Origin of the sequence: Limimaricola variabilis, assembly GCF_014195545.1 — a bacterium.
Taxonomy (GTDB): domain Bacteria; phylum Pseudomonadota; class Alphaproteobacteria; order Rhodobacterales; family Rhodobacteraceae; genus Limimaricola; species Limimaricola variabilis.
Genome location: NZ_JACIBX010000005.1, coordinates 113,509 through 127,473, shown reverse-complemented (window position 1 = coordinate 127,473; position 13,965 = coordinate 113,509). Strand labels below are relative to the sequence as shown.

Genomic DNA, 13,965 nt, shown 5'->3' with positions numbered 1-13,965 from the left:
TCAGGCCACCACCCCGTGATCCATCCGCACGACCCGATCCATCCGGCTCGCCAGCTCAAGGTTGTGCGTTGCGATCAGCGCCGACAAACCCGTTCCCCGCACCAGCGCCATCAGCGCGTCGAACACCCTGTCGGACGTGTCGGGATCGAGGTTGCCGGTGGGCTCGTCGGCCAGCAGGAGCCGCGGTGCGTTGGCCAGCGCCCGGCAGAAGGCCACGCGCTGCTGCTCGCCGCCAGACAGCGCCGCCGGGCGGTGATCGGCGCGCTGCTCGACCCCGACCTGTGCCAGCAACCCACGCGCCCGCTCCTCGGCCTCTCGGCGGGAGACCCCGGCAGCCAGCTGCGGCAGCACGACGTTCTCGAGCGCCGTGAACTCGGGCAGCAAGTGGTGGAACTGGTAAATGAAGCCGACATCGGCGCGGCGGGCCTGGGTGCGGCGGCGATCTGAGAGCGCGGTCATCTCCTGGCCTGCAATCTCGACATGACCCGCATCGGGCGTGTCCAGCAGCCCGGCGATATGCAGCAGCGTCGACTTGCCCGCGCCCGAGGGCGCGACGAGGGCCACGACCTCGCCGGGATGCAGCGACAGCTCCGCGCCGCGCAGCACCTGCACCTCCGAGGGCTTGCCCTTGTTGTAGGTCTTGGTCAGGCCGGTGAGTTTCAGGATCGGGTCATTCATAGCGCAGCGCCTCGACCGGGTTCATCCGCGCCGCGCGGCGGGCGGGAAAGAGGGTGACAACCCAGGACAGGGTCAGCGACAGGGCCACGGCCGACAGCACGTCGCCCAGCTCAAGTTTGGCGGGCAGCGCGTAGATGCCGCGGATCGACGGGTCCCAGACGCCGCCGCCGGAGAAGTAGTTCACCGCCGAGAAGATCGGGTCGATCCAAATCGCGAAGGCGCAGCCGAGGACCACGCCGAGGATCGTGCCCAACGTGCCGATCCCGGCACCGCAGATGAAGAACACCCGCAGCACCGAGCCCTCGGTGAGCCCCATCGTGCGCAGGATGCCGATGTCGCGGCCCTTGTTCTTCACCAGCATGATCAGCCCCGAGATGATGTTCATGCTCGCGATCAGCACCAGGATCGAGAGGATCACGAACATCACGTTGTCCTCGACGGTGAGCGCGCGCAGGAAGGCGCCCGCGCTGTCGCGCCAGGTCCACAGGAAAGCTGTCGGCCCCGCCGCCTCGAGGATCTCGGGCAGCAACTCCTGCACGTTGTCGGGGTCCTCGACCATTACCTCGATCTCGTCGACCACGTTGTCGCGGTTGAAGAACAGCTGGGCCTCGGCCAGCGGCAGATAGGCCCGGGTGCGATCGATGTCGTAGCGCCCGGCGGTGAAGATGTAGGTGACCTCATAGGCCGAAACGCGCGGGCTCTGCCCCATCGGGGTCTGCGCGCCGTTAGGCGAGATCAGCCGGACCTTGTCGCCGATCCCGACCCCCAGCTCGCGCGCCACGCCCGAGCCCAGCGCGATCCCCTCCCCGTAGCGGGCGATGTCGCCAACGCCGGTTTCGGGATCGGCGATGCGCGGCAGGCTCGACAGGTCCTCCGCCGAGAGGCCGTAGACCTCGACACCGGCATTGCCGTTGCCGAAGCTCGCCATCACCTGCCCGCGCACCACCGGCGCGGCGCGGGTGACGCCGTCGATCTGCATCAGCCGCTCGGACAGGCCGTCGTAATCCTCGATCACCCGGCGGGTGATGTCGGTATTGGGGATGACGCTGTCCTGGTAGACGGTGACATGGGCATTGGCGCCGAGGATCGTGTCGATGAACTCCTCGCGGAAGCCCGCCCGCACCGCCAGTGTCGCGATCAGCGCGAAGACGGCGAGCGTCACCCCGACCAGGCTGATCCAGGTCATGACGCTGACCCCGCCCTCGGCGCGGCGGGCGCGGATGTAGCGCCAGGCGATCATCCACTCGAAGGCGGAAAACGGTGCGGTGCGGTTGGCCATGCGAAGTCCTGTCAAATGCGCGCGGACCTTGGGGGGGCGCGCGGTCATGGTCAAGCCGCAGCCACGCCCGCTCACGCCACGGTGTCGGCGCTTGACGCAGGCGTCGCGCGCGGGCCAGCTAGTTGCGGGGATGTCATGCGCGCCGGGCGCGCCCATGGCCGCAGTTGGAGGAGAAGCGCCGATGCGCGCCGTGATCTGCCGCGCCTATGGCGGGACCGAGCATCTCGAGATCGTCGAACGCCCCCTGCCCGAGCCGGGGCCGGGCGAGATCCGCGTCGGGCTTTGCGCCAGCACGGTGAGCGCCGGCGACTGGCGCATCCGCTCGCTGACCGTGCCGGCGGGCTACGGGCTGGTTCTGCGCGCCGCGATGGGCTGGACCGGGCCGCGCCAGCCGGTGCTGGGCTCCGCCTTCTCCGGGGTCGTGGAGGCGGTGGGCGAGGACGTCACCCGTTTCGGGCCGGGCGACGAGGTGTTCGGCTCGACCGGGATGAAGCTGGGTGCCCATGCCGAGGCGGTGGTGATCGCCGCGGAGGGTGCGGTGGTCCACAAGCCACATGTGCTGATCCACAGCCAGGCCGCCGCGCTGCCCTTCGGCGCGACCACGGCGCTGCAGTTCCTGCGCGACAAGGGGCGGCTCAAGGCCAAGCACCGCCTCTGCGTGGTCGGCGCTTCGGGCGAGGTCGGCGCGGCGGCGGTACAGATCGGCCGGGCCATGGGCGCGCATGTGACCGCGGTCTGTTCGGCCGCCAATTCGGATCTGGTGCGCGATCTGGGGGCGCGCGAGGTGATCGCGCATGACGAGGAGGACCCCTTCGCCGATGAGAACCGCTTCGACGTGATCTTCGACACGGTCGGCGCCGCGCCGCTCAAGCGGCGGATGCGGGCCCTGCGGCGGCGTGGGCGGCTGCTGCTGGTCTATGCCGGTCTCGGCACCGAGATCGCCGCCCGTTTCGCGGGTCGGGGCGGCCGCCGCGCCCGGAGCGGCATGGCGAATGAAAGCCGCGCCGACATGGAAGAGATCGCCCGTCTCGTCGAGGCGGGCGACCTGCGCGCGGTGATCGACAGCCGCTACCGGCTGTCGGAGATCGCCGCCGCCTATGATCGGGTCGCCACGCGCCGCAAGCGCGGCGCCGTGGTGCTGCTGCCCGACGAGGCCTAGGCCTCAGAGATAGGCGTAGATCCGGGCGATCTTCTCGACCGCCTGCTCGGGCGGCAGCTCCTCGCTCTCACCGGTACGGCGCGAAACCAGCTCCACAACCCCGTTCTTGAGCCCCTTGGGTCCGACGGTGATCCGCCAGGGCAGGCCGATCAGGTCCATGGTGGCGAACTTCGCGCCCGCCCGCTCGTCGCGGTCGTCGTAGAGCGGATCGAGACCCAGCGTCCGCAGGCCCGCATAGATGCCGGCACAGGCGGCGTCGGTCTCGGCGTCGCCCTGACGCAGGTTGACGATGCCGACATGGAACGGCGTCACGCCCTCGGGCCAGATGATGCCCTTCTCGTCGTGGCTCGCCTCGATGATCGCGCCAACGAGACGGCTGACGCCGATGCCGTGGCTGCCCATCTCCACCGGCACGCGCTTGCCCTCGGCATTGGTCACGGTCGCGCCCATCGCCTCGGAATACTTGGTGCCGAAATAGAAGATCTGACCAACCTCGATGCCGCGCGAGGAACGGCGACGCTCCTCGGGGACCTCGTTGAACAGCGCCGGGTCGTGGGTCTCGTCGGTCCGCGCATAGGGCGTGGTCCACTCGGAGACGATCTCCTTGAGCTGGGCGGGATCTTCGTAATTGACCATGCGGTCGGCCAGCTCGAGATCAAGAATCGCGCTGTCGTAGAACACCTCGCTCTCGCCGGTCTCGGCCAGCACGAGGAACTCGTGGGTGTTCTCGCCGCCGATCGGGCCGGAATCGGCGCGCATCGGGATCGCCTTGAGACCCATCCGCTCATAGGTGCGCAGGTAGCTCACCATGTGGCGGTCATAGGCTTCAAGCGCGCTCTCGCGGTCGACGTCGAAATTGTAGCCGTCCTTCATCAGGAACTCGCGGCCGCGCATCACGCCGAAACGGGGACGCATCTCGTCGCGGAATTTCCACTGGATGTGGTAGAGCGTCTTGGGCAGGTCGCGGTAGGACGAGACATAGCTGCGGAAGATGTCGGTGATCATCTCCTCGTTGGTCGGGCCGTAGAGCATCTCGCGGCCTTGACGGTCCTTGATGCGCAGCATCTCCTCGCCATAGGCCTCGTAGCGCCCGCTTTCGCGCCACAGATCGGCCTGCTGCAGCGTCGGCATCAAGAGCGGGATGTGCCCGGCCTTCTGCTGCTCCTCGTCGACGATCCGCTCGATGTTGCGCAGCACCCGCAGCCCCAGCGGCAGCCAGGAATAGATGCCGGCGCCAGCCTGCTTGATCAGCCCCGCGCGCAGCATGTAGCGGTGACTGACGATCTGCGCCTCGGCCGGGGTTTCCTTGAGCACGGGCAGGAAATAGCGGGTCAGGCGCATCGAGGAATTCCTATGTCTAGAGAGCCGGGCGGACGAATCCCCCTCTAGGGCAGAGCCGGGCACCTGACAAGCGCAGTCCCGCCCCTGCCCCGGCGTTCCGGCACGGTCCAAAAGGCTTGCGCGCCCGCCCCCCGGCGGCGAGATAGGTGGGACACTACCCCAAGGAGCCCCCACCGTGGCACTTCCGATCCAGCAACAGGCACGCATCTGGGCGGTGATCGCCGCCGTCACCTTCGTGCTGCTGTGGCTCTTGGGCGACGTGATCCTACCCTTCCTCTTGGGCGGGGCGCTGGCCTATCTGCTCGATCCGGTGGCCGATAGGCTGGAACGGCTGGGGCTGAGCCGGAGCTGGGCGGTGGCCGTGATCGCGCTGGGCGCAGTGTTGGTCTTCGCCGCGGCCGTGCTGTTGCTGATACCCACGTTGATCCGCCAGACCAGCCAGCTGGTGCAGACCGCGCCCGAGCTGTTCTCGGGGCTGCGCGATTGGCTGGCGCTGCGCTTTCCCGACCTGATGGACGAAAGCTCGACCATCCGCGGCCAGCTCGACGCGATCGGTGCGGCGGTGCAGGCACGCGGCGGCGAGATCATCAACGGCCTGCTCTCCTCTGCCATGGGGGTCATCAACCTGCTGGTGCTGTTCGTGGTGGTGCCAGTGGTGGCGGTCTACCTGCTGGTCGACTGGGACCGGATGGTGGCGCGGATCGACGAGCTGCTGCCGCGCGAGCACGCGCCGACCATCCGCCAGCTCGCGCGCGAGGTCGATCGCACGCTGGCCTCCTTCGTGCGCGGCCAGGGCCTCGTCTGCCTGATCCTCGGCACCTACTACGCGGTGGCGCTGGCGCTGGTGGGGCTGAATTTCGGCCTCGTCATCGGCGCGCTGGCAGGTCTCGTCACCTTCATCCCCTATGTCGGCGCGCTGGTTGGCGGTGTGCTGGCGATCGGACTCGCGCTGTTCCAGTTCTGGGGCGACTGGATCTGGATCGGCGCGGTGGCGGGGATCTTCGTCACCGGCCAGATGATCGAGGGCAACATCCTGACGCCGCGGCTCGTCGGTTCCTCGGTAGGCCTGCACCCGGTCTGGCTGCTGTTCGCGCTGGCAGTGTTCGGAGCCTTGTTCGGCTTCGTCGGCATGCTGGCGGCGGTGCCGATCGCGGCGAGCCTCGGCGTGTTCGCCCGCTTCGCGATCGATCGCTACCAGCACAGTGCGCTCTATCGTGGCAGCGACCCGACGCCGCCGCTGGAGGCGTCTGAAACTATCGCGTCCGGCGCGGCGCAGGACGCTGGCACGGCCTCGCCGGAGGGCGCATGGCGTGGCAACTGAGCCTCGATCTGCCGCATGCGGTATCGCTGGGGCCCGAGGACTTCATCCTCTCTGAGGCCAACCGCGCCGCGCATGACATGGTCACCGCCATGGTCTGGCCCGAGGGCAAGCTGGCGCTGATCGGCCCGCGCGGATCGGGCAAGAGCCACCTCGCCCGGCTCTGGCAGGCGGAGACGGACGCGATGATCCTGCCGGCGCGGGATCTCGGGCCGAGCCTGCCGCCGCCCGGCCCCGGCGCCGCCATCGTTGTCGAGGATGTCCAGCGCCTCGCGCCCGCTGCCGAGGCAACGCTGTTCCACCTGCACAACCGCCTCGCGGCATCGGGCGGACGGCTGCTGCTGACCGCCGACCGGCCGCCGGCGCGGCTCGAAATCCGGCTCCCCGATCTGGCCTCCCGGCTGCAGGCCACGGCGGTGGCCCGGATCGCCGATCCCGACGACCGGCTGCTGGGCGCGGTGCTCGCCAAGCATTTCGCCGACCGGCAGCTGGTGCCGATGGTCGGGGTCATCCCCTATCTCGCCACCCGGATCGAGCGCAGCTTCGCCGCCGCCGCCGCCGTCGTCGCCCGGCTCGACCGGATGGCGCTGGCCGAAGGGCGGCCGGTGAGCCGGGCGCTTGCCCGCCGGGCGCTGGACGCCGGCTGAGGCCCCGCTGGACAATCCCGACATGCGGGCGCGATACTGAGGCTCCGTCACACCAATGTTGCCGAGATGCGCCAGACAGCTCCCATGACACAGGCCGACTTCCTCGCCGCCGGTTTCGCCGAGCCGGTTTCGCTCGACGCCGACCTCACCGGCCCGGCGCGCTTCGTCAACCGTGAGCTCAGCTGGCTCGGCTTCAACTTCCGGGTGTTGGAGGAGGCCGAGAACCCGCGCGTGCCCCTGCTGGAGCGGCTGCGCTTCCTGTCGATTTCGGCCACCAATCTCGATGAATTCTACACCGTCCGCGTCGCCGGCCTGCGAGAGCTGGCGCAGACGGGCAATGCCACGCCGGCGATGGACGGGCTGACCCCGGCCGAACAGCTGCGGCAGATCGACAGCGAGGCGCGGGCGCTGATGGCGCGCCAGCAGGAGATCTTCAAGGCGCTGTGTGACGAGATGGCGCGCGAGGGGATCGCCATCCTGACCCGCGAGGACATCACCAAGGCCGATCGCGCCTTTCTCGCCGACGCCTTCCTCAACCGGGTCTTCCCGGTGCTGTCGCCGTTGGCGATCGATCCGGCGCATCCCTTTCCCTTCATCCCCAACGAGGGTCTGGCGCTCGCGCTCGCTCTGGAGCGGGTGTCGGACAAGAAGTCGCTGCGCGCGCTGCTGCCGGTTCCGGCGCAGATCGACCGCTTCGTGCCGCTGCCTTCCGAGGAGGGGCAACGCTACCTGCCGCTCGAAGAGCTGCTGCTGCTGAACCTCGACCAGCTTTTTCCCGGCTACAAGATGAAGGGGCACTGCACCTTCCGGGTGCTGCGCGACAGCGACCTCGAGGTCGAGGAGGAGGCCGAGGATCTCGTGCGCGAGTTCGAGGTCGCGCTCAAGCGCCGGCGCCGCGGCGAAGTGGTGCGGATGAAGCTCTCGGCGGGGGCGCCGTCGGCGCTCAAGGCCACCATCATGGAAGAGCTGCACATCCGCGACGCCGAGGTGGTCGAGGTCGAGGGGCTGATCGGCATCGGCAATCTCAAGGAGCTGGTCACCGATAGCCGCCCGGACCTGCTCTGGCCGCCCTTCACGCCGCGCGTGCCCGAACGGGTGCAGGATCACGACGGCGACATGTTCGCGGCGATCCGCCAGAAGGACATGCTGCTGCACCACCCCTACGAGACCTTCGACATGGTCAACCGCTTCCTGCAGCAGGCGGCGACCGATCCCGACGTGGTGGCGATCAAGCAGACGCTCTACCGGACCTCACGCAATTCGCCGATCGTCGAGGCGCTTTGCGAGGCGGCCGAGGAGGGCAAGTCGGTGACCGCGCTGGTCGAGTTGAAGGCCCGCTTCGACGAGGCCGCCAACATACGCCAGAGCCGTAGGCTGGAGCGCGCCGGCGCGCATGTCGTCTACGGCTTCACGCAGTACAAGACCCACGCCAAGATCAGCACGGTGGTCCGGCGCGAAGGCGACAGCCTCGTCACCTACACGCATTTCGGGACCGGCAACTACCACCCGATCACCGCACGGATCTATACCGACCTGTCCTTCTTCACCTGCGACGCGGCGCTGGGCCGCGACGCCACCAAGGTGTTCAACTACATCGGCGGCTCGGCCGAACCGCTCGGCCTCGAGAACCTCGCCATTTCGCCGATCTCGCTGAAGACGCGACTCCTGGAGATGATCGAGGCCGAGGCCGAGCATGCCCGTGCCGGCCGCCCGGCCGAGATCTGGGCCAAGATGAACTCGCTCGTCGAGGCCGAAGTGATCGACGCGCTCTACGAGGCCAGCCGGGCGGGGGTGAAGATTTCGCTGGTGATCCGCGGCATCTGCGGGCTGCGGCCCGGCGTTGCGGGCCTGTCCGAGAACATCCGGGTGAAGTCGATCGTCGGCCGCTTCCTCGAGCACAGCCGGATCGTCTGCTTCGGCAATGGGCGCGGCCTGCCCTCCAAGAAGGCGCGGGTGTTCATCTCCTCGGCCGACTGGATGGGTCGCAACCTGAGCCGCCGGGTCGAGACGCTGGTCGAGATCACCAACGCGACCGTCAAGGCGCAGATCACGGACCAGATCATGGCCGCCAACCTCGCCGACGTGGCGCAGAGCTGGGTCATGGGGCCAGATGGCCGCTTCGGCCGCGCCGACTGGCCCGAGGATGGGCGCGCCTTTTCCTGCCACCGCTTCTTCATGGAAAACCCCTCGTTGTCGGGACGCGGCACGGCGGGCGCGGGCGACGTGCCGCAACTCACCCATGCGCATGACTGATCCCGCATGAGCCTGCTCTCGGACTGGAACCGCCGCCGGCTCGACCGCAGGCGGGCCGCGCAATTCGCCGCGGTGCGTGACGACGCGTCGCTGCGGCTCGACATGGCGGCGCTGCGCCGCGCGCGGGTGGTGGTGATCGGCCCCGCCGACACCGCGGCCGGCGAGCTCGGCGCGCTCGATCCGGATGGCCATGACCTCGTGGTGCGGATCAACAACGGGCTGGCCATGGCGCAGGCGGCGCAGGGTGCGCTGGGACGGCGCACCGACATGCTGGTGCACAATCTCAAGGAAAGCGGCACCCGCTCCGCCGGGCGCCTCGATCCGGAGATCATGCGCGCCCAAGGGCTGTCGACCGTTCTCTTCCCGCATGCTGGCCCCGGCCGGATCACCAGCGACCTGCCCCGGGCGCGCCGCCGGCTCGACAGCCTCGGCATCGCGTTGCGGATGCCCGATCCCGATCTCTATGCCCAATGGTGCGCCGCGCTCGCCCCGGCCTTTCCGACCAGCGGCGCGGTGGCGATCCTGACCATGCTCGCCGCCCGCCCCGCCGCGCTGTCGCTGACGGGCTTCACCTTCTTTCGCACCGGCTATGCGCCCGGATACAACGCCGCCGGTGCCGGGGCGCAGGGGGCGCGAGACTGGGTGGCGCGGACCGGCGTGCACGATCCCGAGGCCGAAAGGCAGCTCGTCACCCGAGAGTTGGATCTCGCTCGCGCGGAAGGTGTGGAGATCGCCTTGGGAGAGGGCGTTGCCGCAGCGCTGGAGGCCTGAAACGGGCTTTTTCCCAATCCGATCAAGGCGCGGGTCATTTCCTGTTTGCCCTGCGCGCTCCAGCCGCTAAGACCGCCACCGAGGCGGAGCGTTGACTCCGTGAAGGGCCGGGCCACATGCTGCGGCAGGATCATGGGGGCTTCATGAACGATCAAGGCGACGCGCATCGCGGCGACTGGGGGCCTTTCGGCCGGCCGCTTTTCAACGATCCCGAGAGCCGTGCACTGAGCCGCGTGGGCGTGGTCGATATCGGCTCGAACTCGGTCCGGCTCGTTGTGTTCGACGGTGCCGCCCGTTCCCCGGCCTATTTCTACAACGAAAAGATCATGTGCGCGCTGGGCGAGGGCTTGTCCGAGACCGGCCGCCTCTCGCCCAAGGGGCGCGAGCGGGCGCTCAAGGCGCTCAAGCGCTTTGCCACCCTCGCCGAGGGGATGAACATCACGCCGCTCACCGCCGTGGCCACCGCTGCCGTTCGCGAGGCCGAGGACGGGCCCGAGTTCCGCGAGGAGGTGCTGCGCGAAACCGGGATCGAGATGCATGTCATCACCGGCGAGGAAGAGGCCCGGCTTTCGGCGCAGGGCGTGCTCCTGGGCTGGCCCGGCTCCTACGGCATGGTTTGCGACATCGGCGGCTCCTCGATGGAGTTGGCGGACATCGCCGAGGGCAAGGTCGGCCGACGCCTCACCTCGGCGCTGGGCCCGCTGAAGCTCAAGGAGGTCAAGGGCGGCGAGAAGGGTCTCGACGCCTACATCAAGTCCACGATCGAGCAGATCCACGAGCAGATGGACGGCGAGACGGGCATGCGGCTGTTCCTCGTCGGCGGTTCCTGGCGGGCGATCGCGCGCTGCGACATGACCCGGCGCGACTACCCGCTCACAGTTCTGCACGAATATCGGATGACCACCGAGGCCGTTGCCGAGACGCGCAAGTATATCGAGCAGGAGGACCCCTCCGATCTGCGCGGCCGAGCCGGCATATCCTCCGACCGGATGGCACTGGTGCCGCTGGCGATCCGGGTGCTCGACCAACTGGTGCAGGTGTTCCAGCCCAAGGACATCACCATTTCGTCCTATGGTATCCGTGAGGGCATGCTCTACGAGCAGATGCCCCCTGCCCTGCGCGACCGCGACCCGCTGATCGAGGCCTGCCGCTTCGCCGAGGCCAAGGATGCGCGGATGCCGGGCTTCGGGCCGATCCTGTTCGACTTCGTCCGGCCGCTGTTTCCGCATGCCGACTGGCAGCGCAAGCGGATCATCAAGGCCGCCTGCTTGCTGCATGATGTCAGCTGGCGCGCGCATCCCGACTACCGCCCGCAGGTCTGCTTCGACAACGCGACGCGCGCCAATCTCGGCGGGCTCAAGCACTCCGAGCGGGTCTTCCTCGGCCTGGCGCTGATGCACCGCTATTCCAACAAGCGCGAGGGAGTGCGCTACGAGCAGATGTTCACGCTGGTCTCCGACGAGGACCAGCGCGAGGCCGAGGTGCTGGGCCGCGCGATGCGGCTGGGGGCGATGATGTGGCTCGGGGCCGAGACGGTGCCCGGCAACCTCGCCTGGAACGCCGTCGACCGCACGCTGACGCTCGATCTGGACCCGCGCGCGAAGTCGCTCTTCGGAGAGGTGGCCGAGCAGCGGTTCAAGTCGCTGGTCGCCGCGCTCGACGCTACCGGCGAGGTGCGGATCAGGGATTGAGCAGGTCGGAAAGCCGGGCGAGCCGCGTCGACTCGGCCACCGAAAGCCGCCCCGGCGCGGCCCAGGCCACCCCCCGAAACGGCATACCCACCGCGAGCGCCGTCGCCTCATCGACCTCGGTATCGCCGACATAGATCGCCCGGTCGACGCCCAGCGCCTCGATAACCGCCCGCAGATGGCCGGGATCGGGCTTGCGGGCGGGCACGGCATCGGCGCCGCGCACCGCGTCGAAGAAGGGCGCCATCCCCAGCCCCTCCAGCACCGCCAACGTCAGCGCCTGCGGCTTGTTGGTACACAGCCCCAGCCGCCAGCCCGCCCGCTTCAGCTCGGCAAGATCCTCGGCCACATGCGGGTAGATGGTGGTCCGTGCCACCGGTCGCTCGGCATAGGAGGCCACATAGGCCTCGGTCAGGATGGCAATGTCGGAGGGCGCTGCGGGAATGCACTGACGGGTCAGCAGATCCGCGACCAGCTGCCGCGCGCCATTGCCGATCAGACCGGTCACGACGGCTTCGTCGGTCGCGTCGAGCCCGTGTGCAACGAAGGTCCGGTTCACTGCGTCGGCGATGTCGGGCGCGCTGTCGATCAGCGTGCCGTCGAGGTCGAATACCGCGGCGCACGCGCCGCCTCCGGTCTGCGTCATGCGTCGGTCCCGTTGGTCATGAAATCAGGTTACGCGCCGGACCTCCGGGGCGGCAATGGCTCATATGTCGATTTCCGGAGCCTCGGGGTCAGGCGCGAAATCGGGGGCCTCTGGCTTGCGCCGGATGATGATGTCGCCGTTGTCGAGGATCTCGGGTGCCTCGTAATTGGCAATGTCGTCGATCCGGTCGAGCACCTGCATCAGCGCCGGCCCCATTTCGCTCAGCAGCGCGCGCAGATGCGGCTCCGCCATCTCGGCGAAGGCGCGGAAATCCTCGATCGCGGGCTCCATCTCTCCGAGAATGCCCTCGAAAAACAGTTCGGCACCCCGCTGCATGAGGCTGAAGCCCTCATCCTCGGCAGGGGGCTCGGGTGTCTGCGCCTGAAGCGGGGCGGCGAGAAGAGCGGCGACGGTGATCGGAATGATACGTTTCATGCTCCGCGATCTAGCTGTCGGCGGCGGTGTTTCCAGAGAGATCGAGGTCGAGCGTCACGGGGAAATGATCCGAGGCTGCGAGCAGCGCCGCGCGCAGATCGGCATCGGCGTAGATCGCGGGATCGTCGAACGGGTGCCAGATCCGCCAGCACGGAGAGAAGGCGCGCAGGTCGGGCGAGATCATCGCGTAGTCGAGAAGCGCCGAGAGGATGCGCCAGTCGGGCGGCACGGCAAATCGCGCGGTGGCCGGCTGCGCCGCCAAGGGGTGCGCCAGCGCCAGCCGGGCATGCGGGTCGAACAGGCGCCGCTCCGGCGGTCCGTCCTCGCCCAGCGCGATCTCGATGCCCGAGCGGCCGAACAGCGCCTCCTGCGCGTCGAGGCCCGGGCCATCGTTGAAATCGCCCATCACCACGAGAGCCTCGCCCGCGTCGAGATGATCCTCGATCCGGCCACGCAGCCAGCTGCATTGCGCGATCTGCTTGCGCCGGTTCTCGACCGCGACGCGGCGCTGCGCCTGCGGAGTCTCGGCACCATGCGGTGCCTTGGACTTGGCATGCACGCCGATCAGTCGAAACGCCTGTCCACCCGCCTCGATGGCAAGCTCCAAGGGGGGCTTCGACCAGACGATCCGGCTTTCGCCATGGCCCGCATGGGTGTCGAAGCACGGCGCCCGCAAGCTTTCGCGCGGATCGTGCCGGGCCGTCAGCCGATCGGGATCGTACAGGAAGGCGATCTCCTGCTGGGTGTGGCTGGGAAAGCCGATCAGCGCGCTGCGGGCGCGCAGGCCGATTTCGCCGGCCAAGGTCTCGAGGGCCCGGACCCCGTTGCGCCGCCCGCCGGTATCGGGCGCCTCCACCACCACGATGCCATCGGCATCGAGGGCGCGTAGCACCTTTGATATCCCGTCGAGTTGCCGGGCGCGGGTGACGCCGTGCCGCGCGCTGTCGGCGCCGTCACGCTGCGGACGGCCCGCATCGTCGAACAGCCGGTCGAACCAGGCGACGTTCCACGTCGCCAGCCGCATCAGCCCCGGCTCCCCTCACCGCCTGCCATGGCCGCCTGCCCGGTCTCGATCCGCTCCCAGGCGTGGTTCGCGGCGATCAACCGGCTCTCGGCCAGCTTCATCGCCTCCTCCGGCAGGCCGCGCGCGGCAAGCCGGTCGGGATGGGTTTCGCGCACGATGGCGCGCCAGGCGGCGCGGGCGGCATCGCGCCCGGCCTCGGGCGCCACGCCTAGCACGTCCCACGGATCCGGCTCGCAATCGGGCACGAAGCGGGCGCGCAGCCGGGCGAAGGCGCGTTCGTCGATCTCGAAGATCTCGGCGACCCGCCGCAGGAAGGCGTTCTCGGCCGGGTGGTAGTCGCCATCGGCGAGCGCGATGTGGAACAGCCCTTCCATCAGGTCGCAAAGCGGCCCCTTCTCGCCGCGGAACATCGCGGCGATCTTGCGGGCGTAATCCTCGAAGCCTGCTACGTCGGTGCGCGCCATGTCGAAGACCCGCGCGGCGTTGGCCTCCTCCTCTGGGGGGATGGTGAACACCTCCCGGAAGGCCGCGACCTCGTTGCGGGTCACGAGACCGTCGGCCTTGGCCATCTTGGCGCCCAGCGCGATCACCGCGATCGCGAAGGCGACGCTGCGCTCCGGCGGGGTGCGCATGCGTTCGAAGATGGAAGCGAGGCTTTCGCCCTGCCTGAGGGCGGCGATGATCTCGGCGATACGGGTCCAAATCGACATGGGGCCACCTTAGCGC

The 13,965-nt window shown here is 69.0% G+C and carries 13 protein-coding genes; 6 read left to right on the top strand and 7 right to left on the bottom strand.

Going from position 1 to position 13,965, the window contains the following annotated elements; translation table 11 throughout:
• Positions 1-678: an ABC transporter ATP-binding protein gene (locus tag FHS00_RS08610; RefSeq protein WP_183471862.1), complete on the bottom strand. Its 678-nt coding sequence runs from the start codon at positions 676-678 to the stop codon at positions 1-3.
• Complete coding sequence (locus FHS00_RS08605) at positions 671-1,957, bottom strand: lipoprotein-releasing ABC transporter permease subunit (RefSeq protein ID WP_183471860.1); 1,287 nt, start codon at positions 1,955-1,957, stop codon at positions 671-673. The genes FHS00_RS08610 and FHS00_RS08605 overlap by 8 nt, the downstream gene beginning before the upstream one ends.
• A gap of 181 nt (positions 1,958-2,138) precedes the next feature.
• Between FHS00_RS08605 and FHS00_RS08600 the strand changes: the two genes are divergently transcribed.
• Positions 2,139-3,116, top strand: a complete 978-nt coding sequence (locus FHS00_RS08600) for an NAD(P)-dependent alcohol dehydrogenase (RefSeq protein ID WP_183471858.1) — start codon at positions 2,139-2,141, stop codon at positions 3,114-3,116.
• A 3-nt stretch (positions 3,117-3,119) separates the two neighbouring features.
• Here the strand turns inward: FHS00_RS08600 and proS are convergent, their stop codons facing one another.
• Entirely contained in the window at positions 3,120-4,457 is a 1,338-nt protein-coding gene (gene proS / locus FHS00_RS08595; protein ID WP_183471856.1) for a proline--tRNA ligase, read from the bottom strand.
• Positions 4,458-4,632: 175 nt separating this feature from the next.
• On the opposite strand from proS, the gene FHS00_RS08590 reads away from it, so the two are divergent.
• The 5 genes from FHS00_RS08590 to FHS00_RS08570 all read left to right on the top strand — a co-directional run bounded on the left by FHS00_RS08590 (position 4,633) and on the right by FHS00_RS08570 (position 11,137).
• Positions 4,633-5,778: an AI-2E family transporter gene (locus tag FHS00_RS08590; protein ID WP_343064594.1), complete on the top strand. Its 1,146-nt coding sequence runs from the start codon at positions 4,633-4,635 to the stop codon at positions 5,776-5,778.
• Positions 5,763-6,422, top strand: coding sequence for a P-loop NTPase family protein (locus FHS00_RS08585; RefSeq protein ID WP_183471854.1), 660 nt, complete (start codon positions 5,763-5,765; stop codon positions 6,420-6,422). Before FHS00_RS08590 ends, FHS00_RS08585 begins: the two co-directional genes overlap by 16 nt.
• A gap of 84 nt (positions 6,423-6,506) precedes the next feature.
• Positions 6,507-8,675, top strand: coding sequence for an RNA degradosome polyphosphate kinase (locus FHS00_RS08580; RefSeq protein ID WP_183471852.1), 2,169 nt, complete (start codon positions 6,507-6,509; stop codon positions 8,673-8,675).
• Between the two features lie 6 nt (positions 8,676-8,681).
• Positions 8,682-9,446 (top strand): glycosyltransferase family 29 protein, encoded by a 765-nt coding sequence (locus FHS00_RS08575; protein WP_183471850.1) that lies wholly within the window; start codon positions 8,682-8,684, stop codon positions 9,444-9,446.
• A gap of 143 nt (positions 9,447-9,589) precedes the next feature.
• On the top strand, positions 9,590-11,137 hold the full coding sequence (locus FHS00_RS08570) for a Ppx/GppA family phosphatase (protein ID WP_246391208.1): 1,548 nt from the start codon (positions 9,590-9,592) through the stop codon (positions 11,135-11,137).
• Here FHS00_RS08570 and FHS00_RS08565 read toward each other — a convergent pair.
• Genes FHS00_RS08565 through FHS00_RS08550 form a run of 4 tightly spaced genes read right to left on the bottom strand, consistent with a single transcriptional unit; the run spans position 11,127 to position 13,949 of the window.
• A complete protein-coding gene (locus tag FHS00_RS08565; RefSeq protein ID WP_183471846.1) occupies positions 11,127-11,780 on the bottom strand; it encodes an HAD-IA family hydrolase in 654 nt (217 codons plus the stop codon). The two genes, FHS00_RS08570 and FHS00_RS08565, sit on opposite strands and share 11 nt — an antisense overlap.
• Positions 11,781-11,840: 60 nt before the next feature.
• On the bottom strand, positions 11,841-12,215 hold the full coding sequence (locus tag FHS00_RS08560) for a hypothetical protein (RefSeq protein WP_183471844.1): 375 nt from the start codon (positions 12,213-12,215) through the stop codon (positions 11,841-11,843).
• Between the two features lie 10 nt (positions 12,216-12,225).
• Positions 12,226-13,239 (bottom strand): endonuclease/exonuclease/phosphatase family protein, encoded by a 1,014-nt coding sequence (locus FHS00_RS08555; protein WP_183471842.1) that lies wholly within the window; start codon positions 13,237-13,239, stop codon positions 12,226-12,228.
• The gene (locus tag FHS00_RS08550; RefSeq protein ID WP_183471840.1) at positions 13,239-13,949 is read right to left on the bottom strand and encodes a tellurite resistance TerB family protein; all 711 of its coding nucleotides are present in this window, start codon (positions 13,947-13,949) and stop codon (positions 13,239-13,241) included. Before FHS00_RS08550 ends, FHS00_RS08555 begins: the two co-directional genes overlap by 1 nt.
• Between the last annotated feature and the right edge of the window lie 16 nt (positions 13,950-13,965).